The organism is Parafannyhessea umbonata (assembly GCF_012844235.1).
Lineage (GTDB): Bacteria > Actinomycetota > Coriobacteriia > Coriobacteriales > Atopobiaceae > Parafannyhessea.
On the sequence record NZ_JABAGR010000004.1, the window covers coordinates 1 to 19,885 of the forward strand.

Annotated in this window: 16 protein-coding genes and 3 tRNA genes; 8 read left to right on the forward strand and 11 right to left on the reverse strand. The window is 64.8% G+C overall.

From position 1 onward, the window contains the following. The first annotated feature begins 111 nt into the window (after window positions 1–111). Window positions 112–188, forward strand: a tRNA-Arg gene (locus HF885_RS04710). 33 nt (window positions 189–221) lie between these two features. Here the strand turns inward: HF885_RS04710 and HF885_RS04715 are convergent. Both HF885_RS04715 and serS read right to left on the reverse strand, forming a co-directional pair. After that, window positions 222–581: a hypothetical protein gene (locus HF885_RS04715; RefSeq protein ID WP_170103797.1), complete on the reverse strand. Its 360-nt coding sequence runs from the start codon at window positions 579–581 to the stop codon at window positions 222–224. Between the two features lie 148 nt (window positions 582–729). After that, window positions 730–2,016, reverse strand: coding sequence for a serine--tRNA ligase (gene serS, locus HF885_RS04720; protein WP_170103798.1), 1,287 nt, complete (start codon window positions 2,014–2,016; stop codon window positions 730–732). 132 nt (window positions 2,017–2,148) lie between these two features. Between serS and HF885_RS04725 the strand changes: the two genes are divergently transcribed. Continuing rightward, window positions 2,149–2,373, forward strand: a complete 225-nt coding sequence (locus tag HF885_RS04725) for a DUF6724 family protein (RefSeq protein WP_090847084.1) — start codon at window positions 2,149–2,151, stop codon at window positions 2,371–2,373. A gap of 143 nt (window positions 2,374–2,516) precedes the next feature. Here the strand turns inward: HF885_RS04725 and HF885_RS04730 are convergent. After that, window positions 2,517–2,603 (reverse strand) — tRNA-Leu (locus HF885_RS04730). Window positions 2,604–2,816: 213 nt separating this feature from the next. On the opposite strand from HF885_RS04730, the gene HF885_RS04735 reads away from it, so the two are divergent. The 6 genes from HF885_RS04735 to pknB all read left to right on the forward strand — a co-directional run bounded on the left by HF885_RS04735 (window position 2,817) and on the right by pknB (window position 12,358). Next, window positions 2,817–4,598: a serine/threonine-protein kinase gene (locus tag HF885_RS04735; protein WP_328804329.1), complete on the forward strand. Its 1,782-nt coding sequence runs from the start codon at window positions 2,817–2,819 to the stop codon at window positions 4,596–4,598. Continuing rightward, window positions 4,585–5,697 (forward strand): FhaA domain-containing protein, encoded by a 1,113-nt coding sequence (locus HF885_RS04740; protein ID WP_170103799.1) that lies wholly within the window; start codon window positions 4,585–4,587, stop codon window positions 5,695–5,697. Before HF885_RS04735 ends, HF885_RS04740 begins: the two co-directional genes overlap by 14 nt. Next, window positions 5,697–6,113 carry an FHA domain-containing protein gene (locus HF885_RS04745; protein ID WP_170103948.1) on the forward strand — a complete coding sequence of 139 codons (417 nt, stop codon included), beginning with the start codon at window positions 5,697–5,699 and terminating at the stop codon, window positions 6,111–6,113. Before HF885_RS04740 ends, HF885_RS04745 begins: the two co-directional genes overlap by 1 nt. Then, entirely contained in the window at window positions 6,110–7,414 is a 1,305-nt protein-coding gene (locus HF885_RS04750) for a Stp1/IreP family PP2C-type Ser/Thr phosphatase (protein ID WP_170103800.1), read from the forward strand. Before HF885_RS04745 ends, HF885_RS04750 begins: the two co-directional genes overlap by 4 nt. A gap of 5 nt (window positions 7,415–7,419) precedes the next feature. Further along, window positions 7,420–10,272, forward strand: coding sequence for an FtsW/RodA/SpoVE family cell cycle protein (locus tag HF885_RS04755; protein ID WP_170103801.1), 2,853 nt, complete (start codon window positions 7,420–7,422; stop codon window positions 10,270–10,272). Window positions 10,273–10,369: 97 nt separating this feature from the next. Next, complete coding sequence (pknB, locus tag HF885_RS04760) at window positions 10,370–12,358, forward strand: Stk1 family PASTA domain-containing Ser/Thr kinase (protein ID WP_170103802.1); 1,989 nt, start codon at window positions 10,370–10,372, stop codon at window positions 12,356–12,358. Between the two features lie 235 nt (window positions 12,359–12,593). Here the strand turns inward: pknB and HF885_RS04765 are convergent. The 8 genes from HF885_RS04765 to purB form a co-directional block, all read right to left on the reverse strand. Continuing rightward, window positions 12,594–12,669: transfer RNA gene (locus HF885_RS04765), tRNA-Arg, on the reverse strand. A 47-nt stretch (window positions 12,670–12,716) separates the two neighbouring features. Further along, window positions 12,717–13,415 (reverse strand): hypothetical protein, encoded by a 699-nt coding sequence (locus tag HF885_RS04770; RefSeq protein ID WP_170103803.1) that lies wholly within the window; start codon window positions 13,413–13,415, stop codon window positions 12,717–12,719. Then, complete coding sequence (locus HF885_RS04775) at window positions 13,402–14,298, reverse strand: phosphoribosylaminoimidazolesuccinocarboxamide synthase (protein WP_206109809.1); 897 nt, start codon at window positions 14,296–14,298, stop codon at window positions 13,402–13,404. The genes HF885_RS04770 and HF885_RS04775 overlap by 14 nt, the downstream gene beginning before the upstream one ends. Before the next feature lie 171 nt (window positions 14,299–14,469). Then, entirely contained in the window at window positions 14,470–16,008 is a 1,539-nt protein-coding gene (locus HF885_RS04780) for a sensor histidine kinase (protein WP_170103804.1), read from the reverse strand. A gap of 25 nt (window positions 16,009–16,033) precedes the next feature. Further along, window positions 16,034–16,756 (reverse strand): response regulator transcription factor, encoded by a 723-nt coding sequence (locus HF885_RS04785; protein ID WP_090847058.1) that lies wholly within the window; start codon window positions 16,754–16,756, stop codon window positions 16,034–16,036. A gap of 105 nt (window positions 16,757–16,861) precedes the next feature. Continuing rightward, window positions 16,862–18,097 (reverse strand): Tat pathway signal protein, encoded by a 1,236-nt coding sequence (locus HF885_RS04790; protein WP_170103805.1) that lies wholly within the window; start codon window positions 18,095–18,097, stop codon window positions 16,862–16,864. Between the two features lie 7 nt (window positions 18,098–18,104). Beyond that, window positions 18,105–18,380 carry a TIGR03905 family TSCPD domain-containing protein gene (locus HF885_RS04795; RefSeq protein ID WP_170103806.1) on the reverse strand — a complete coding sequence of 92 codons (276 nt, stop codon included), beginning with the start codon at window positions 18,378–18,380 and terminating at the stop codon, window positions 18,105–18,107. 131 nt (window positions 18,381–18,511) lie between these two features. Further along, window positions 18,512–19,864: an adenylosuccinate lyase gene (gene purB, locus HF885_RS04800; RefSeq protein ID WP_170103807.1), complete on the reverse strand. Its 1,353-nt coding sequence runs from the start codon at window positions 19,862–19,864 to the stop codon at window positions 18,512–18,514. Window positions 19,865–19,885 lie beyond the last annotated feature (21 nt).

Genomic DNA, 19,885 nt, shown 5'->3' on the forward strand with positions numbered 1-19,885 from the left:
GGCGTTACCTCAGCTGGATAGAGGGTCTGACTACGAATCAGAACGTCATAGGTTCGAATCCTATACGCCGCACCAGATTATCCGGGAGCCCCGGAAGGGGCTCTTGCACAGGCGGCGTTACCTCAGCTGGATAGAGGGTCTGACTACGAATCAGAACGTCATAGGTTCGAATCCTATACGCCGCACCAGAACTTGCGAGGCCCCGAAAGGGGCCTCTTTTCTTATAAGAAGAACCCGTCGACGGATGACACGGCCTTGTAGGGAATGGCACTCCAGTCGAGCCAATCCATAAGGTCGAGCGTGGTTCTCTCCCCCGTCTTGAAGAACTCGCCAAAAACCTCCGCCGGCTCGCCGTCGCGGTTTCCAAACAGCGACATCGCCTCGTTTGCTGCGGAAGCATCGAGCACGACCCTGTTTATGTGGCTGGGGACTCCATGAACAGACATGGTGGTGGGACCGAATGTCTCCTCCCACACCTCCACGCCGTTATCACTCATGACCACGTCCACGGTCCTGGACTCTCCGGCCGCGTGCACCGAAAGGACGTTGGTGCCGACAGATCCCACGAGAACATCCTTCATCTCTTCTCCCTCCCCGACGATTTCGTTGGAACGAGTATACTACGTCCGATTGAAAAATAGAACTGTTGTTCGTAACTATTTCAAGAAGAAAGGCGAACGCCCGGATGAGCGCCCGCCTGGGAAAAGCAAGCCGTGCGTGTGGTCGCGGCTACGCGAGAGGCTTGATGACCTCCATGTCGCGCATGTAGGGGCGAAGAACCTCGGGGACCGTGATCGAGCCGTCGGCGTTCTGGTAGTTCTCCATGATGGCGGCCATGGTGCGTCCGACGGCGAGGCCCGAGCCGTTCAGCGTGTGGACGTAGCGGGACCCCTTGAACTCGGACGGGTCCTTGTACTTGATGTTCGCACGGCGCGCCTGGAAGTCCCAGCAGTTGGAGCAGGAGGAGATCTCCTTGTAGTTGTTGTAGCTCGGCAGCCAGACCTCGAGGTCGTAGCACTTGGTGGCGCTGAAGCCGATGTCGCCGGTGCAGAGCGTCACGACGTGGTACGGGAGGCCAAGCAGCTGCAGGCACCTCTCCGCCTCGGCGACCATGGACTCGAGCTGGTTCATGGAGTCCTCGGGCTTCGCGAACTTGACCATCTCGACCTTGTCGAACTCGTGCACGCGGATGATGCCGCGCGTGTCGCGACCGGCGGAGCCGGCCTCCTCGCGGAAGCACGGGGTGAACGCCGTGTACCACAGTGGTAGCTGGGAGCCGTCGAGGACCTCGCCGCGATGGATGTTGGTCAGCATGACCTCCGCGGTCGGGATGAGGTACATGCCGCCCGAGACGTGATAGAGGTCGTCGTCGAACTTGGGGAGCTGGCCGGTGCCAAACAGGCTGTCATAGTTGGTTATGACGGGGGGCCACCACTCCTTGAAGCCGGCCTTCACGTGTGTGTCGATAAAGAAGTTGATGAGCGCACGCTCCATGAGGGCTCCGGCGCCGCCAAGCAGGTAGAACCTGGTGCCCGCAAGCTTGATGCCGCGCTCGAAGTCGATCATGCCGGTGCTGGGGCCAAGGTCCCAGTGCGCCTTGGGCTCGAAGTCGAAGTGCGTCGGCTCGCCCCACTTGCGAACCTCCGGGTTGTCGGAATCGTCGACGCCGTAGGGAACGCTCTCGTGCGGGATGTTGGGGATGGCCGCCACCAGGTCAAACAGCTGCTTCTCCACGTCGGTGCGCTTCTCGTTAAGATCGGCGATCCTTTGCTTGTTTGCGGTGACCTTCGCCTTCGCGGCCTCGGCCTCGTCCTTCTTGCCGTCGCGCATGAGCAGACCGATCTCCTTGGAGGCGGCGTTACGCTCTGCCTGGAGGCTCTCGACCTCTGCGATCACGGAGCGCCTCTCCTCGTCGAGCTCGAAGAACCTCTCCCTATCCCAGTGCGCGTTTTGCCTGGACGCACACGACTTGTCCACTGCGTCAGGATTTTCGCGTACGAACTTGATGTCGAGCATCTCGTTTCCCCTTTGTATCGGTAACAAGCGACCTGTCGGGACAGGCCTACGTACAGCCGTTCAAGTATATACTTGTTGTTCTGAATCTCGCTTTTTAGCCTGAGTTGTTCACCAAGATAGAAAGGTCACCTCATGGGTCAGATCGGCACCTTCTTCGACTGGCTGTTCAACAAGCCAGCGGGCGTGCTCTGCCTTATCGTCGGCGGAATCATCTTCTTCCTGATCGTCTCCGTCGTGCTGGAGCGCAAGACGCGGAAGATATACAAGAACCACGAGAAGTCCCCCGAGGACTGGGACCTCTTCGACGACGATGACGACGAGAGCGGCTGGAGCAGCTTCGAGGACGACAACAACTAGCTCCATAAGACAGAACGACGAGAAGAGCCGCAGGTTAGGGGTCCCACAGCCACGTTGGCCGCGGGGCCCTCTTGTTGGCGAGCGACGTACGCATAAGCAAAAAGCCCCACCAGCCAATCCGACTGGTGGGGCCTCGCATGCAATGGTGCGGGCGAAAGGACTTGAACCTTCATGAGATTGCTCTCATACGGACCTGAACCGTACGCGTCTGCCAATTCCGCCACGCCCGCGTGAGTCAGCATTCTAATACCATCCACCATCGTTTGGCAATGGGTAATTTTGAAGAGTTTCGCCGCGGCGGGAGTCGCCACATCACGTTCACACCTTTCATATGCTGAAATGGGTTGCGTCGTGGCAGACACGCCCTTCTCGACAGTACAATGTTCGTGCCGTGACACTTCATCGCGCCAGCACATGCAACTCAAACGGACAAGGATGGCGTCGTGGGGGACCAGGACTTCTTGCAACATCAGACGGGCACCGCCCAGCCTCAGCCCAGGCAGGCGCTTCTGCTGGGCCGCTACCGGGTCATGAAGCCCGGCGAGGCGGGCGGCTTTGGCACCGTCCTCACCTGCTGGGACACGCGGCTGCAGCGCAGGGTCGCCATCAAGCGGATTCCCCTTATGGGCCAGCCGGGCGGCGCGGCGACCTCGACCATAAGCGAGGCTCTCGCGGAGGCCCGTACGGCAAGCATGCTGGCGCACCCCAACATCGTCACCATGTACGACTTCGAGGTGGACCGCGCGTACGCGTACCTCGTGATGGAGTACGTGGACGGACTCACGCTCGCGGACTTCCTCGCGCGCGTCGAAGGCGGCACGCTCACAAACGACGAGTGCGCCTACCTGGTGCAATCCGTCGCGAGCGCCCTGTCCTTCGCGCACGAGAACCGCGTGCTGCACCTGGACATCAAGCCCACGAACATCATGATCGAGCACTCGGGCGCCATAAAGCTCTGCGACTTTGGCATGGCGATGCTGGCCTCTGCGGCCGGCTACGGCGGCGCGCGCGGCGGCACCGTTGGCTACATGCCGCCGGAGCAGATCGAGGGCGACCTGGTGGACGAGCGCGCGGACATCTTCTCGCTCGCCGTCGTGGTCTGGCAGGCACTGACCGGCCAGAACCCCTTTGCGGCGAAGACGGCCGAGGAGTCGCTGCGCAAGATCGAGCGTGGGCCCAAGGTGGCGCTGTCCAAGATGGACCCGACGCTTGCGGGCATGGCCGAGGAGGTCATCATGCAGGCGCTCGACCCCAATCCCACGCAGCGCACCCCCTCCGCGGAGGCCTTCGCGAACGAGCTTGTGTTTGGCCTGGGAGACCCCGACCTTGGCGCGGAGTCCATAAGGGAGCTCATGTCGCAGGACGAGAAGGACGTGGCGCTCAGGGCAGACGAGTTCAAGCCAGAGGCGCTGCCCGTTGCCTATCGCTACCCCTGGCTCGGCAGCGTAGCGGCGCGCGCCGGGGCCGCGGCTCTTTCCGCCTGGGCGGTGTACGTGGCGCTCACGGCGTCGTCGCTCGCGCGGAGCGCGGGCGCCGCGGCAGTGGCTGCGGCCGGCGTCGGGGCCGCGTGGCCGCCGGCGGGCTCGGCGCTCGCGCTGGCGGCGTTCGCGTTCTCGCTCTTCGGCGTCGGGGCCACCGCCGCGTCCATCCTGCTGCCGCTTGCCTGCGTCATGGCGTTCCTGGCGTGGTGGATTCCCGTCGGCACGAGCGAGCGCCTGTCCACGTGCGCCGTTCTTCTCCCCTGCGCCCTTGGCCAGCCGTTTGGCGGGGCGGCGCTCGCGGCGTTCTGCCTTGCGCCCGCGCGTGCCGCTGCGACCGCGGGGGTGGGCTTCGTATGGCAGCTTGCCTTTGGCGCGGCGCGGCAGGCCGGCTTTGGCGCGGACGCCGTGGGCGCGGCGCTCGTGGCCAGGCTCGCGCAACCTGGCACCTGGCTGCTTTTGGCTGGCAGCTGTCTGGGGGCCCTTGTCGCCTCGCTCCTGTACCGCTCCGGCAGGCTCAGGAGCTCCGTTGTCAGCGGTGTCGCAGGTCAGGTCGTTGGTACCGCGATTCTTATAACGTCGCAGTTCATGGCGGCGCGAGTGGAGAATGGCGGTATATGGACCAGCCCTAAGTTTGCAGACGTCGCCGTTGCGATACTCTTATGTGTGTTTGTGTGCATTGCCACCAACCTAAGGGGCCCGCTCGACGCGGGCGGGGAGGTTGAGGAAATAGATGAACTTGCTTAAGACGTTCGAGACCCGCGTGGGCGACGCGTTTGGCGCCGCGCCCCAGGGTTACACCGCGCCGTTTTCTTTCAAGAAGCTCGCAAAGCGCGCCACGCGCGAGATGGAGAACGAGACGTTCGAGATCGACGGCATAAACACTGCGCCCGCGCTGTATACCATCCTGGTCTCGGCCGCGGACGACGCTGCGATGCGCCCCCTGTATGCGCAGCTCACCGCAGAGATCGTCGCGTTCGTGGAGGCTCAGGCCCAGAGCAAGGGGTACATCTTCGTGGGCAAGCCGCTCGCGCGCTTCATGATCGACCCGTCGCTTCGCAGCGGCAAGTTCGCCGTGTTCGCGGAAAACGTCGACGCCGGCACGCTCTCCAGGCTGCGCGCGGAGGAGGACGCCTTCCTCTCAAGCTCCGTCGGCCTTGGCGGCGCCGCGGGTCAGCTCCGTCCCGAGCCGCCCGCGGCGGAGCGCAAGCCGCGCCGCGCACGGTCCCCGCACCGCGCGCCCGCAGAGCCCGCCATCGAGGTCCTGCCGCCGGAGCCCGCGGCGGCGCCTTCCGTTCCGGAGCCCGCGCCCATCAACCGCGACATCGTGGACGGCCTCCTGCACGAGGAGTTTGCCCCCGTCGTCGAGCCCGTCGCGGACGCGTCCGCTGGCCTCAAGGTCATCCCCACGGACTTCGTCCAGCCGGACGACATCCCGGCCGCCGCGCAGCGGCAGGATGAGGCCATCCCCGTGCCGCAGACGCAGCGCCGCAACGTCCCCCTGGTCAGCCGCGACCGCAACCTTTCCAGCGCGCAGGAGGCCGCCGCGGACGTGCCCACCTGCCTGCTCGTCAACCACCAGACCGGCCGCACGTACACCGGCATCGCGCCCACCACGGTCATCGGCCGCGAGCGCACGCCGCACGGCATCGTCCTGCACGACCCCAACGTGTCGCGCCACCACGCCGAGCTCTCGTTCGACGGCCGCACGTGGCACATAACGGACCTCAACTCCACCAACGGCACCATGGTGAACGATGCCGAGGTCAGCTCGTGCGCCCTTGCGGACGGCGACCTCATCACGCTTGGTTTGGTGAACCTTGAGTTCAGGGAGAACCAGTCATGATGATCGACCTCGTTCTGTTCATCGGCAGGATCGTCCTCGTCGTCCTGTTGTACGCGTTCCTCTTCGCGGTCATGAAGACGGGCATCGGCCTCGTGCGCGGCCAGCGTCGCGACGCGGCCATCTGGTCCGTCGACGTCGAGAAGGGCTCGCGTGCGCTCCGCGGCCTCCACGTGGACATTCTGGGCCCCGTGGTCATAGGCCGCTCCCCGTCCTCGGACATCGTCATCAACGAGCCGTTCGTCTCGGCCACGCACGCACGCTTCACGCTGCAGGGCCCGGCGCTCGTGCTCGAGGACCTTGGCTCCAAGAACGGCACGCTCGTGAACGGCCACCCCATCGGAGACACGCCCGTCACGCTTCGCGACGGCGACGAGGTCCAGGTGGGCGACGTCATCATGCATGTGAGCCGCCGATGAAGCTGAAGCCGTTGCCGCTCCCCCTCCACAGGGAGAGCCTATACACAAGGATCGCCGGGCACGGCGCCAAGAAGCCCGTCGCAAGCCCCGGCCACGACGTCATACCCGTCGAGAACCGCGAGGGCACGGACTCCAGAAAGGGTGCCAGCGGCATGCTGGCCTGGGGTGCGCGCACGGACATCGGCCTGGTGCGCAGCCACAACGAGGACTCGTTCCTCGTGCAGGCGCCCGTGTTCGCCGTGTGCGACGGCATGGGCGGGCATGCGGCCGGCGAGGTCGCCAGCTCCATCGCCGTCGAGACCATCGCCGCTAACGCCCCGCTCCACGCGGACGACGTCCTTCTCGGCGCCGCCGTCGAGACAGCGAACGCCAAGGTGATCGAGGGCGCCAAGACCGGCAAGGGCAAGCCTGGCATGGGCTGCACCGCATCGTGCATACTCGTCGAGAAGAACAAGGTCGCCATCGCCCACGTTGGCGACTCGCGCATCTACCTCCTCCACGCAGGAGCGCTCGTGCGCCTCACGCACGACCACTCGTACGTCGAGGAGCTGGTGGACGCCGGCGAAATCACCGCGGACGAGGCGAGGGTCCACCCCTCGCGCTCCATCATCACCAGGGCGCTCGGCAACGACCCCGACATGTACGCCGACCACTTCACGCTCGAGGTCGCGACGGGGGACCGCATCATCATCTGTTCGGACGGGCTTTCCTCCATGGTAGAGGACTCCGAGATAGAGGACATCGCCGTCTCGTGCGTCGACCCCCAGACCGCAGCGGACAACCTTGTTTCCGCGGCCCTCGCGGGCGGCGGGCACGACAACGTCACCGTCATCGTGGTGGACGTCCTCGACGACGGCTCCTCTGAGGCCAGGCGCACGTATCGCAGGCGCTGGATGTTTGGTGGCCTGCTGGCCTTCGTAGTCCTTCTCGCCCTGGTCACCGGGGCGCTGGCGCTGTACGTGCGCAGCTCGTGGTACCTGGGCAACAACAACGGCACCGTCGGCATCTACTCCGGCGTGAACCAAAGCGTGCTCGGCATCCGCCTGAGCCACCTGGTAGACACCTCGTCCGTGCAGGTGAGCGACCTGCCCGCGGCCATCCAGCAAAGCCTGAGGAAAGGCGTCGCCGTCGATTCTGAGCAGGCGGCGCTCGACACGGTCGAAAGCTACCGCGACCAGATCGACACGGACAAGACCGATGCGGCGATCACGGCAGACAAGGCAAAGGCAAAGTCGGATTCGGACCAGGACACCAGCGACTCGTCGCAGTCGGACGCCTCGTCCACGTCCGGAGGTGAGTAGTCACGATGCCAAGGGCAATCAACACCCGCAGGAACACTGAGCTTGGCCTGCTCATTGCGGCGGCCATCCCCGTCATCCTTCTGTATGCAATGTATCTGCTCAACGCAAAGGTCGCGCTGAGCTTCTCGTCGCTCGCGGTGCCCATCGGGCTGTTCGCGGCGTTCGGCGTCGCGCACTTCGCAACGCGCCGCTTTGCTCCAGAGGCCGACCCGGCCATCCTTCCGCTTGTCTTCCTGCTCTCTGGCATCGGCATCGCGTTCGTGACGAGGCTCGCGCCCTCGCTCGCCATAGGACAGGTCACCTGGCTCTTCCTTTCCGTCGCGGCCATGATCGCCGTGCTGGTGCTCGTGCCCAGCATCGAGGCCCTGGCGCAGTACAAGTTCACCATGGGCATCGTCGGCGTCGCGCTGCTGCTCCTGCCCATGCTCATCGGCACGTCGCGCGGCGGCTCCAAGCTCTGGATTGTCCTGGGGCCGCTCTCGTTCCAGCCCGGCGAGCTCGCGAAGATCCTCATCGTCCTGTTCCTCGCAGCCTACCTCGCAGAGAACCGCGAGATGCTCTCGGCGTCCGCCGTCAAGGTCGGCCCGCTCGACCTGCCGCGCCCGCGCATGCTCGCGCCCATGATGCTCATGTGGGGCATGTCCCTTCTGGTCGTTGTGTTCGAGCGCGACCTGGGCAGCGCACTTCTCTTCTTCACGTTCTTCGTGATCATGCTGTACGTCTGCACCGGGCGCGTGGGGTACGTCCTCGTGTCCATCCTGCTTTTGGCCATCGGCGGCGTGTTCTGCTACCACTTCTTCGGCCACGTGCAGACGCGCGTCCAGATCTGGATGAACCCGTTCAAGGACCCGTCCGGCAAGGGCCTGCAGATCGTGCAGTCGCTGTACTCGCTCGCGGACGGCGGCCTCGTGGGCTCCGGCATCGGCAAGGGGCTTCCCAAGCTCATCCCCGTCGTCGAGTCAGACTTCATCTTCTCGGCCATCGGAGAAGAGATGGGCCTCCTCGGCGCGTCCGCCGTGCTCATCTGCTACATGCTGCTCGCCGTGCGCGGGCTGGCCACTGCCGCGCGCGCAAAGTCCGACATCTCCGCGTTCACCGCGGTTGGCCTCACCGCAGCCATCGCGGTGCAGGCGTTTCTCATCGTGGGCGGCGTGACCAAGCTGCTGCCGCTCACGGGCGTCACGCTCCCGTTCATGAGCCAGGGCGGCAGCTCGCTTCTGGCCAGCTTCATCATCGTCGGGCTTCTGCTGAAGGCCGGCGACGAGGGGACGGGCCGCGAGGCCCTGATAGAGCAGGGCTCCGGAAGCGTGGGCTCTCAGACGCAGGTCGAGAAGGCCATGGCCTCCGTGGTGCACGGCGCCCATGCACGCGCCCGCCGTGGGCTTGACACCCCGGAGTCCGGCGTCCTGGGCCGCGTGGCCCTCGGCAACAGGCTCGTGTCGCTCGTGACCGTGTTCACGATGATGTTTGCCCTGCTGGTGGCCAACCTCACCTACATCCAGGTCTTCAAGGCCGACTACTACCAGACGCTTCCCAACAACAACCACACCATCGCCAAGAGCGCGAAGGTCCAGCGCGGCGCGATCATCGCGGCGGACGGCGCGACGCTCGCAGAGTCCGTCAAGCAGCCCGACGGCACGTATGTGCGCACGTACCCGCAGGGAAACGTCGCCACGCACACCGTGGGCTACCTCTCGTCACAGTACGGGGCAAGCGGCGTCGAGGCCACCATGAACCAGACGCTCACGGGCCACTCGGACTACTCAACCTGGTCAAGCGCCATCAACGCGATGGCCGGCATCGAGACTCCGGGGTCGTCCGTGGTGCTCACCATCAACTCGCAGATGCAGAAGGCCGCCGAGCAGGCGCTCCACGGTCACCGCGGCGCCATCGTGGTGCTGAACCCCACCACCGGCGCGGTGCTCGCGAAGGCCTCCAACCCGTCGTTCGACTACAACGACATCGGCTCGGCCATGTCCGGCAACAACGCCAGCCTGGTGGACCGCGCGACGCAGACGCTGTACACGCCGGGCTCCACGTTCAAGATCGTGAGCCTTTCTGCGGCGCTCGACTCTGGCGTGGCGACGCTCGACAGCACCTACCGCGCTCCCGCGTCGATAGAGATCGGCGGTGCAAAGGTCACGAACATCGATGGCGAGGCGTGGAGCTCGCTCTCCCTCAAGGAGGCTCTCACCTATTCCGTCAACACGGTGTTTGGCCAGCTGGGCCAGCAGGTGGGCGCAAGCAAGCTCGTGAGCTACTCCGACGCGTTCGGGTATGGCCAGAAGCTTGGCCAGGACTTCTCCACCGTGGCCTCGCTCATGCCGGACCCCTCGCAGATGACCGAGTGGGAGACCGCGTGGTCGGCCGTCGGCCAGCCCGTGGGCCAGCACTCCAGCCCCGCGGGACCGCAGACCACGGTCATGCAGAACGCCGTCGTCGCGGCCGCGATCGCGAACAAGGGCGTCGTCATGAACCCCTACGTGGTCGACCACATCCTCACCCCCGAGGGCGCGACCAGCTCTACCACGAAGCCCAAGTCGCTGGGACAGGCGGTGTCCGCCCAGACGGCGCAGCAGATCGGGGAGGCGATGCTGGACGTCGTGAACGACGGCACCGGCATGGGCGCCCAGGTCCCCGGCGTGAAGGTCGCGGGCAAGACCGGCACCGCAGAGGTGAGCTCCAACACGGCAAACTCCCTGTTCGTGGGATTCGCCCCCTACGACCAGCCCACGGTGGCGATTTCGGTCTGCATCGAGGGATCCGAGGGCGAGAGGATGGTAGGCGTCGCCGCGGGAGTTGCAGGTAAGGTGCTTGCCACGTGCCTGCGCGTACAGGCGATGGGAGCCGGCGTATAGTATCGAGTTCCCACACAACGACGCGATGGCGAGCGGGTAGATTAGTATGTTGAATGCCGCACGAGCGCGCGGCTTTTGAGGATGAGACGGAGTGACGATGGCAGAAAGAGTTCTTGGGGGGCGCTATACCGTACAGGACAGAATCGGCACCGGCGGCATGGCGATTGTCTACCGCGGTCTGGACGAGGTGCTGGGACGAACCGTAGCCATCAAGACGATGCTACCCCAGTACGCCGCCGACCCCTCCTTCGCGGCACGCTTCAAGCAGGAGGCCCAGGCGGCCGCCGCACTGCAGAGCCCCTACATCGTGTCCGTGTACGACTGGGGCAAGGACGGCGACACCTACTACATCGTCATGGAGTACCTGCGCGGCACCGATCTCAAGAGCGGCATCCGCAAGCACGGCGCGCTTGACAGCAAGAAGGTCGCCCAGATCGGCAGCCAGATTGCGCAGGCGCTCTCCGTCGCGCACCGCCACGACATCATCCACCGCGACATCAAGCCGCAGAACATCATGGTGCAGCCGGACGGCAACATCAAGGTGATGGACTTCGGCATCGCCCGCGCCAAGAACAGCCACCTGACCACGGACAACTCCGTCCTGGGCACCGCCCACTACGTATCGCCCGAGCAGACGCAGGGCAAGGAGCTTGGCCCCACGACCGACATCTACTCGCTCGGCATCGTCATGTACGAGGCCGCGACCGGTCGCGTCCCCTTCGACGGCGACGACGCCATCTCCGTCGCGCTCAAGCAGGTGAACGAGCAGCCGGTGCCGCCGACGGCCGTGAACCCCGCCGTGGACTCCGCGCTCGAGAGCATCATCCTCAAGTGCATGCAGAAGGACCCGAAGGACCGCTTCCAGACCGCGGACGAGCTGTACCACGTCCTGCGCGACTACCTTGCGGGACGCCTCGCGGCCGTCAACAACGCTACCGAGGTGCTGCCGGCAAACCCCGTGGTGCCCGCGATCGCGCCCATCGCCGCGTCCAGCACCCAGAGCCTGCCGCGCATCGACACCGCCGAGCACATCAAGCCGCAGACCGCAACGCAGAAGGCCCAGCAAGAGGCCGACGCCGCCATGAAGAAGCACAAGCGGCGCGTCGTGCTCTTCTCGATACTCGGCGTCATCGCCCTCATCGCGGCGATCGTAGGCATCTACACGCTCGTGAACCCCAGCAACCAGAAGCGCGAGGTGCCAAACTACCTCAGCATGACGGAGGCGGACGCCCTGAAGGCGATCGACGAGTCCGAGTTCTTCAAGAAGGGCTCCGTCAAGGAGCAGTACTCCAGCACGGTCGAGAAGGGCGTGGTCATGGACCAGGACCCCGATTCCGGCCGTATGGTGGCAAAGGGCACGAAGATCAACCTGGTAATCTCCAAGGGCAAGGAGCCCGCCGCCACGGTGAAGGTCCCCGACCTCACGGGCATGAGCCCCTCGCAGGCCGACAAGGCGCTCGCGAAGGTTGGCCTTGTGGGGCAGGCCGGCGACTCCGTGTACGACGAGAACGTCTCGGTTGGCATGGTCGCAAAGCAGTCTCCGGTGGGCGGCTCCGAGGCCAAGGCCGGAGACACCATCACCTACCAGCTGTCCAAGGGCAAGGAGTCCGTGGACGTGCCCAGCGTTGTGGGCCAGGACGCGGACTCCGCGACGTCCGCGCTCAAGGGTGCCGGTTTCGAGGTCAACGTCAGCTACGGCAACAGCGACACCGTCCAGAAGGGCTACGTGTACGACCAGTCCCCCACCGGCAGCGCCGACAAGGGCACCACGGTCACGATCTACGTCTCCAACGGCCCGAAGACGGTCTCAGTGCCCAACGTCGTGGGGTCCACGGCAGACGACGCCAAGGGCGCGTTGGAGGCCGAGGGCTTCAAGTACAACCTCACTTACCAATACAGCTCCAGCGTCGCACAGGGTACCGTCGTCTCGCAGTCGGCAACGAGCGCCAAGAGCGGAGCCACGATCACCCTCGTGATCTCCAACGGTCCCGACCCCACAACCAGCGGCGCCAACACCAACACGGACAGCACGACGACCAACAATGGCGCCACCGGCACGACGACCAAACCAACCGGAGGCCAATAGAGGCCTAGCGCACCAAACATAGGAAGACGCCCGCGGGCGAGAAGAGCCGTTCTTCTCGCCCGCGGGCTTTTCTGTGGGCACATGTGGAGGCGTCGGGCAGCGACCCACCAGAGCCTCGCGCGGCAACGGCCGGTCAAAAGGCGCATGCCACCGAGACGCGCAGCCATCGCACCTGGCCGGCATTGCCGCGCTAACGAAAAAGGCCAGCGACCTAAGCCGCTGACCTCACATTTCATGGTGACCCCGGTCGGATTCGAACCAACGACACCAGGTTTAGGAAACCTGTGCTCTATCCCCTGAGCTACGGGGCCGTGCTCGACCATTCTATCATCTTCTGGACGATGTGGGGCCGAGAGTTTTACTTGTGCTGCTCGTGCCTTCCAGAGCGCTTAGCACGGCGCGCGGCCTTGGCCTCGTCGCGGGCGGCCTGCTCGCGGGCGATCTCGTTCGCCTCGCCGCGGAGCACCTTCGTGACCTTCTTGTTGGTCATGGCACCCGTGGTGGACTCGGCTTTCTTCCTCATGGGGCGCACGACGCGCCAGTCGTACACGAACGCCGAGATGATGAGGGCGTACGCCGCGACCAGCATGATGAACACCGCAACGCCCATGGGGGTCGTTCCCTCGTTCACCTGCTGGGGGAAGAGGTTCGGCAGCAGCCACGAGATGATTGTGCACACGAAGCCCGTGCCAAGCAGCCCCCACCAGACGCGCTGGGACCTCTTGTACCCCGGGATCTGCTTCAGCACGATCTGCGAGGCGGACGCGCGGCGGTCGGCCTCGTCGCGGCGCTCGCGGCGCGCGCGCTTCTTCTCGTCCTTCGTCATCTGGACCGGGGCCTTGCCCGAGGCAGCGGACTTTCCCGCACCGCCGGAAGCGCCTACGACGCGCACGCCCGATGCGGCCTCGCGCGCGGGCTTTGCACGAGAGACGGAGCGCTTCGAGAAGCCCGAGCGCTCCTCCTCGTCGGCTGCGGCCTTCTCTTCCTTCTTGGCGAGGGGCGCGTTTGCCTCCTGCGCCTCCCTCTTGGCCGCGTTAATGGTTTCACGCAGAGACATTTGACTCCTTCATGGGGGTGAACTTCTCGCCAGTGATGATCTCGAAGGCCTCCTGATAGCGCTCCGAGGTACCCTTGACGACCTCTTCGGGCAGGTGGGGCGGCTCGCCGGTCATGTCCCAGTTCGCCTTCAGCCAGTCGCGCACGTACTGCTTGTCATAGCTGGGCTGCACCTTTCCGGGCTCGTAGCCGTCCGCGGGCCAGAAGCGGCTCGAGTCGGGCGTGAGTGCCTCGTCAATCAGCGTCAGCTTGCCGTCGATGAAGCCGAACTCGAACTTGGTGTCCGCGATGATGATGCCGCGCGTCAGGGCATACTCCGCCGCCGCGGTATACAGCTTCAGGGACTCGTCGCGCAGCTGGGTCGCGACGTCCTCGCCCACGAGCTCGGCGCAACGCTCGAAGCTGATGTTCTCGTCGTGGTCGCCAAGCGCGGCCTTGGTGGACGGGGTGAAGATCGGCTCGGGAATCTTGGACGCCTCGGTCAGGCCGGCGGGCAGCTTGATGCCGCAGACGGTGCCGTCCTGGTCGTACGTCTTCTTTCCAGAGCCGGTGAGGTAGCCGCGGACGATGCACTCGATGGGAACGGTCTTGGCCTTCTTCACGAGCATGGAGCGACCCGTGAGGTACTCGCCGTACTTCTGGTACTCCTCCGGATACTCGCTCACGTCCATCGTGATCAGGTGGTTGGGCATCAGGTCCTTGAACCTGTTGAACCAGAAGGCCGAGATGCGGGAGAGAATCTCTCCCTTGTACGGAATCTCGTCGGGCAGGATGTAGTCGAACGCGCTGATGCGGTCGCTCGCGACCATGAGCAGGCTGTCGCCGCAGTCGTAAATGTCGCGAACCTTGCCGTGAGAATCCGGACGAAGCTCCATGGCTCCCATTAGGTGTCTCCCCTCATCGAGGTCCAGTTAACACACGTGCATAGCGCATCCATTGTAATGGATTAGCCATTTCAGGCTCAGGCGCGCCGCGATGCGTCACGCAATTTAAACCGGCCCGTGCGTCATTCGCAGCGGGCCGGCGAGCGCGGCGCTGGGACTATTCCGCTGGGGCTACTCCTCGCGAGAAGGGCTTCCCGCCTTGTGCTCGAGCGGGATGTGCAGCGTGAACGTCGTGCCCTTCCCAAGCTCGGACTCCACGGAGATGCTGCCATTGTGCTTGTCGACAATCTCCTTCGTGAGCGCGAGGCCCACGCCCAGCCCGCCAGAGACCCGCTCGCGGCTTGCGTCTGAGCGCCAGAAGCGCGAGAACACCCTCGGAATGTCCTCCTTCGCGATGCCGATGCCCGTGTCCCTAACGGATATCTGCATGTAGCTGCGACCCTCGTAGCCAATGCTCACCACGACCCAGCCGCCCGCGGGCGTGTAGCGCATCGCGTTTGACATGAGGTTCGTGATTGCCTCGCGAATGAGGTCGGGGTTCACGTCCGCAAAGAGCTCGTGGTTCGGCGTCTTGTCGTCAAAGCGCAGCCGCAGGTCGCAGTCGGCAAACAGCTGCTGCTGCATCGTCACCAGGCTCTTCAGCACGAAGACCATGTCGGTCTTCTCGGTCTTGAACTTCTCGTTGTTCTCAACGCGGGAAAGGTGCAGCATCGCGTCGACCAGGCGAGAAAGGCGTCTCACCTCGCTCGCGACCGTCTCGAAGTGCTCGTCGTCCGCCGGCAGCACCCCGTCCTGCATGGCCTCGACCGTAGCCTGCATTGCCATGAGCGGCGTGCGCAGCTCATGCGCGACGTCGCTCGTCAGGCGATGCTCGAACTTGATGTCGCGCTCGAGCTCCGTCGCCATGCCGTCAAACGTCTCGCCCAGCTGGCCTATCTCGTCCGTGCCCTTCAGCCCTGTGCGGGCCGTCAGGTCGCCGTTCCTGATCTGCGTCGCGGTCGCGGTTATCTTCTTGATCGGTCGCGTCAGGGCGCGCGACGTGTAGTAGCCAATGATGCTTGCCAGGAATATGGCGACAGCCGCGGCCATCAGGATCGCGGTGTACGAGTTCTGCCTGAAGGCCGCATCTGACTTCGTGATGAGGGCCTCGGACCCAAACGCCCAAAGCCGAACGGTGCCGACCTTCTTGCCCGTGCTGTCGGTCACCTCGGCCGATACGATGTCGTTTGCCGAGGACGGCACGGGGTTCTGCTTCGAGTCGTGCGACATCTTGCCAGAGGCGGCGCGGTTTGCCGCGGTCTCGTCGTACACCAGGGCGTCGTTGGCGTCCAGTATCTGCATGCTTATGTCCGGGTACGCGGACACGCTCGTCTTCGCGTACTCGATGACGCTCGAGGTCCAGCGGTCCCCGCCCTTGTCGTACTGCGTTCCAAGGGTGTCGGCGGTCTGCTGGGCAAGGCGCTGCATGTTCTGCCTGGTGTAGCCCTGGAACTGCTGCTCCCACACCACCGCCAGCACGATGGAGAGTATGGCCGCCGTCATCACGGCGGTCAGCGCCGAGAAGAAGGCCATGCGACCCGTGAAGGACGTCGTCGGGTTGGCAACGCGCGGCGCGCGCCTCAAGGTCGAGTACTCGGCCTTCGCGCTCTCGCTCTTCTCGCCTGCGTCCTCACGCTCGTCGTATGACCTGGTTGCGTCTATGTCTGCCACGTCTGTCGCTTACCTGTCTGCGGCGCTATTCCGCACTCTTCTTCTCCGGCTTCTGCGGTGCCTCGAAGCGGTAGCCAACGCCGTGCACCGTATAGAGCCAGCGCGGGTTGCGGGGGTCGTCGCCCAGCTTCGCGCGAAGGTTCTTCACGTGGGAGTCTATCGTGCGCTCGTATCCCTCGAAGTCGTAGCCCAGGACCTTCTCGACCAGCTCCATGCGCGTATAGACGCGGCCCGGGTAGCGTGCGAGGGTCGTGAGCAGCTTGAACTCTGACGCGGTGAGGTCGACCTCCTTGCCCTCGACCATGACCTTGTGGCCAGAGATGTCGATGACGAGGTCACCAAAGTCCAGCACCTCAAGCTGGGGCTCGCTCTCCGCATGCGCGCGGCGTAGCAGCGCGCGAACGCGGGCCACGAGCTCGCGGGGCGAGAAGGGCTTGATCAGGTAGTCGTCGGCGCCAAGCTCCAGGCCGATGATGCGGTCCTCGACCTCGCCCTTCGCGGTCAGCATGATGATGGGGACGTTAGAGGTCTCCCTGATGGCGCGGCAGACGCGCTCGCCAGAGAGCTTCGGGAGCATGAGGTCCAGAATGATGAGGTCGAAGGAGTGCTTCTCGAACTCCTCCAGGGCGCTTTGGCCGTCGCCTACGCCACGTACGATGTAGTTCTCGCGCTCAAGGTATGCCGCGACGGCGTCGCGAATGGTCTTCTCGTCCTCGACCAATAGGATGCGTTTCTCGTCCGAAGCCATGGATGGCCTCCTCCATTTACTGCTCAGGGGCTGTTATGTGCATTGTGCGCCTTTTTTGTGATTCAGAGTAATGATACCCCAGAACGAAGCCCCTAAAAGCGGGAACTAGAGAGAAAATATTCGGATAGACACTGATTCGGGGTAGCCGGTGTCCTGGTTCTTGATGGTCGAGAAGGTCACGAACCGCGACGTGTAGCCCACGCAGGCCGGATACTCCCCGTAGTCCACGCAGCGGTTCTGCGCCGCAAGCACGGAGTACTTCCTCTTGTCCGTGTCGATCACGAAGTACGACGCGCGGCTCTTCACGATGTAGGTGCCGTCCTTGCCGCAGATCGGGGCGAACGGCTCGCGGGACAGCGCCACGAACGGCCCCTCCGGCTTGCCGATGTAGGAGCCCATCGTCCCCAGCAGGCCGCCGGAGTCGTAGCTCGCCTCGATGGAGAACGCGAAGCGGTCGTCTATGCTCACCGCGTTGAGCGGCTTCACGCCCGCCGGCAGCACGAGCTGGTCCACCTGCTCGGAGAGGTCGTCGCTCAGCTTGTACGATGTTATGCCGTAGTACGTGCCCTTGTCCGCGCGCACGCGGGGGGTGAGCGTTACGGTGCCGTCGGAAACCGCCGGCTCCGTCGCAAAGCGGCCCGGGGACTCTATGGCCCGCCGCGCCTTGGAATCCCCCAGGGACCACACGTAGCAAGACGAGCTCTTCGCGGCCTTCGCGCCCGTTGCCGATGGCATGACCTGCCAGATCACGCGCTTGCCCGCAACGGCAAACAGCGGCGGGTCATAGTCCTTGCTCGCGTGCCAGAGCGTGGACACGTCCCCCGCAAGGGCGCCTCCAGAGAACGCCGCGGCGTACAGGTACCACTTGTGCGTGAGCAGGTCCAGCTCGCTCCACGCATAGACGCTGTCCGAGCACCTCACGTCGTATATCACCATGTTGGTGTTGTGCGACGTGTGGGTCTTGCTCACGACCTCGGAAAGCGTGCCGCTCGTGATGTCGAGCGCGGACCCCTTCACCATGGGCGTCGCGGAGCTCCCCGCGGACGTGACGGGAATCCACGTGTCGCCGCCGGGATGCAGCACGTTGCCCACGGGAATGGTCCACGTCGCGACGGGCTCCTTCTTGAAGTCGACGGACTTGTACTTGCTCTCGTTCGTCTTCGGGTCGATCACGTAGTCCGCGGACTTGTCGTTCACCACGGTCGGGGCGGTCTCGTCGTCCTTCGTGTTGCGCCCGCAGCCCGCCATGACGCCAATGGCGGCCGCCGCCACGCCCGTGGCCGCGCCCGCCCTGAACAGCCCGCGCCTGGTAAGCGCGTGCCTCGCGCCGCCCTTCTCCATGACCGGACTAGTCCCGCGCCCGCGCAAGCTCGCGCTGGGCCTCGCACAGGGCGATGGTCATCTGGTCCGCGCACGAGGTGCCGCGCATGCCGCAGGTGTTGCCCGCAAGAAGCTCCACCACGTCCGCCACGGGCCTGCCCTCCACCAGCTTGCCGACGGCCTTCAGGTTGCCCTCGCAGCCGCCCTCGAAGCTCACGCCCTCGATGGTTTGCCCATCGTCGCTCAGGTCCAGGTGGATGACGCGCGAGCACACGCCGCGCGGCACAAAGTCGTAGTGAAACATTCCCGTCCTCTCTGTCGGAAACAAGTATACCCAGCGCACGCTGCACGCGGCCGCCATACACAGGAAGACCCGCGGCTGGCGTCGCGGGTCTTCTCGCCTAGACGTTCCCTTGCATTTGCCTGCAGCAGGCGCTAGTCGAAGCTCAGCTGCTCCAGCCTGTCAAACACCACGTCGATGCGGCCGAGGAAGCTCCACGGGTCGAAGATCTTGTCCAGCTCCTCCTTCGTCAGGTGGCTGCAGCGCGGGTCGGCCTCGAGCTTCGCGCGGAACGTGGTGCCGTTGGGGTCGCACTGCTGGATCTCGTGCCACGTGGCCATGGCGTTCTCCTGCACGATCTTGTAGGCGTCCTCGCGCGTGATGCCGGTGTCCACCAGGTGCAGAAGGACCTTGGACGAGAAGATCAGCCCCTTGGTCTTGTTGAGGTTGGCCATCATCTGCGCGGGGTACAGCTGCAGGCCGTCCACGATGCGGATGAGGCACTGGAACATGTGGTCCAGCGCGATGAAGCTGTCCGCCTGCGCCACGCGCTCCGCGGACGAGTGGCTGATGTCGCGCTCGTGCCACAGCGCCACGTTGTCGAAGGCCACCTGCGCGTTTGCCTTCACCACGCGAGAAAGGCCGCATACCTTCTCGACGGTGATGGGGTTGCGCTTGTGCGGCATGGCGCTGGAGCCCTTCTGCCCCTTGCGGAACGGCTCCTCGGCCTCGAGGGTGTCCGTGCGCTGGAGGTTCCTGATCTCGGTCGCGATGCGCTCGCACGTGGCGGCCGTCGTCGCAAGCACGCCGGCGAGATACGCGTGGTGGTCGCGGCTGATGACCTGCGTCGACAGCGGGTCGTGCACCAGGCCCAGGTGCTTGCAGACGTATTCCTCCACGCGCGGGTCGATGGAGCTGTACGTTCCCACCGCGCCGGAGATGGCACCAAACGACACGTTCTTGCGGGCGTCCCTCAGCCTGTCGAGGTCGCGCTTGAGCTCCCACGCCCAGCTGCCAAACTTCATGCCAAACGTCATGGGCTCGGCGTGGATGCCGTGGGTGCGGCCCACGCAGAGCGTGTTCCTCTCCTCGAACGCGCGGCGGCGGCAGATCTCTCCCAGCTTGCGGCAGTCATCTATCAGGATGTCCGTCGCCTCGCACAGCTGGTAGCACAGGGCGGTGTCACCCAGGTCAGAGCTGGTCATGCCGTAGTGCACCCAACGGCTGGGCTTCGGCTCGCCCTCGGGCACGTCCGCGTCGATGTAGGAGCCCATGTTCGTCAGGAACGCGATCACGTCGTGGTTGGTCACGGCCTCGATCTCGTCCACCTCGGCCTTGTTGAACTTCGCGTGGTCGCGAATCCACTTGGCCTCCTCCTTGGTGATGCCGCTCTCGCCCAGCTCCGCGTGGGCCTCGCAGGCCAGGACCTCGATCTCCTGCCAGACCTCGTACTTGTGCTCGAGCTCGAAGATGTTTCCCATCTCGGGACGAGTGTAGCGATCAATCATGCGGCTTCCCTCCGTATGGCA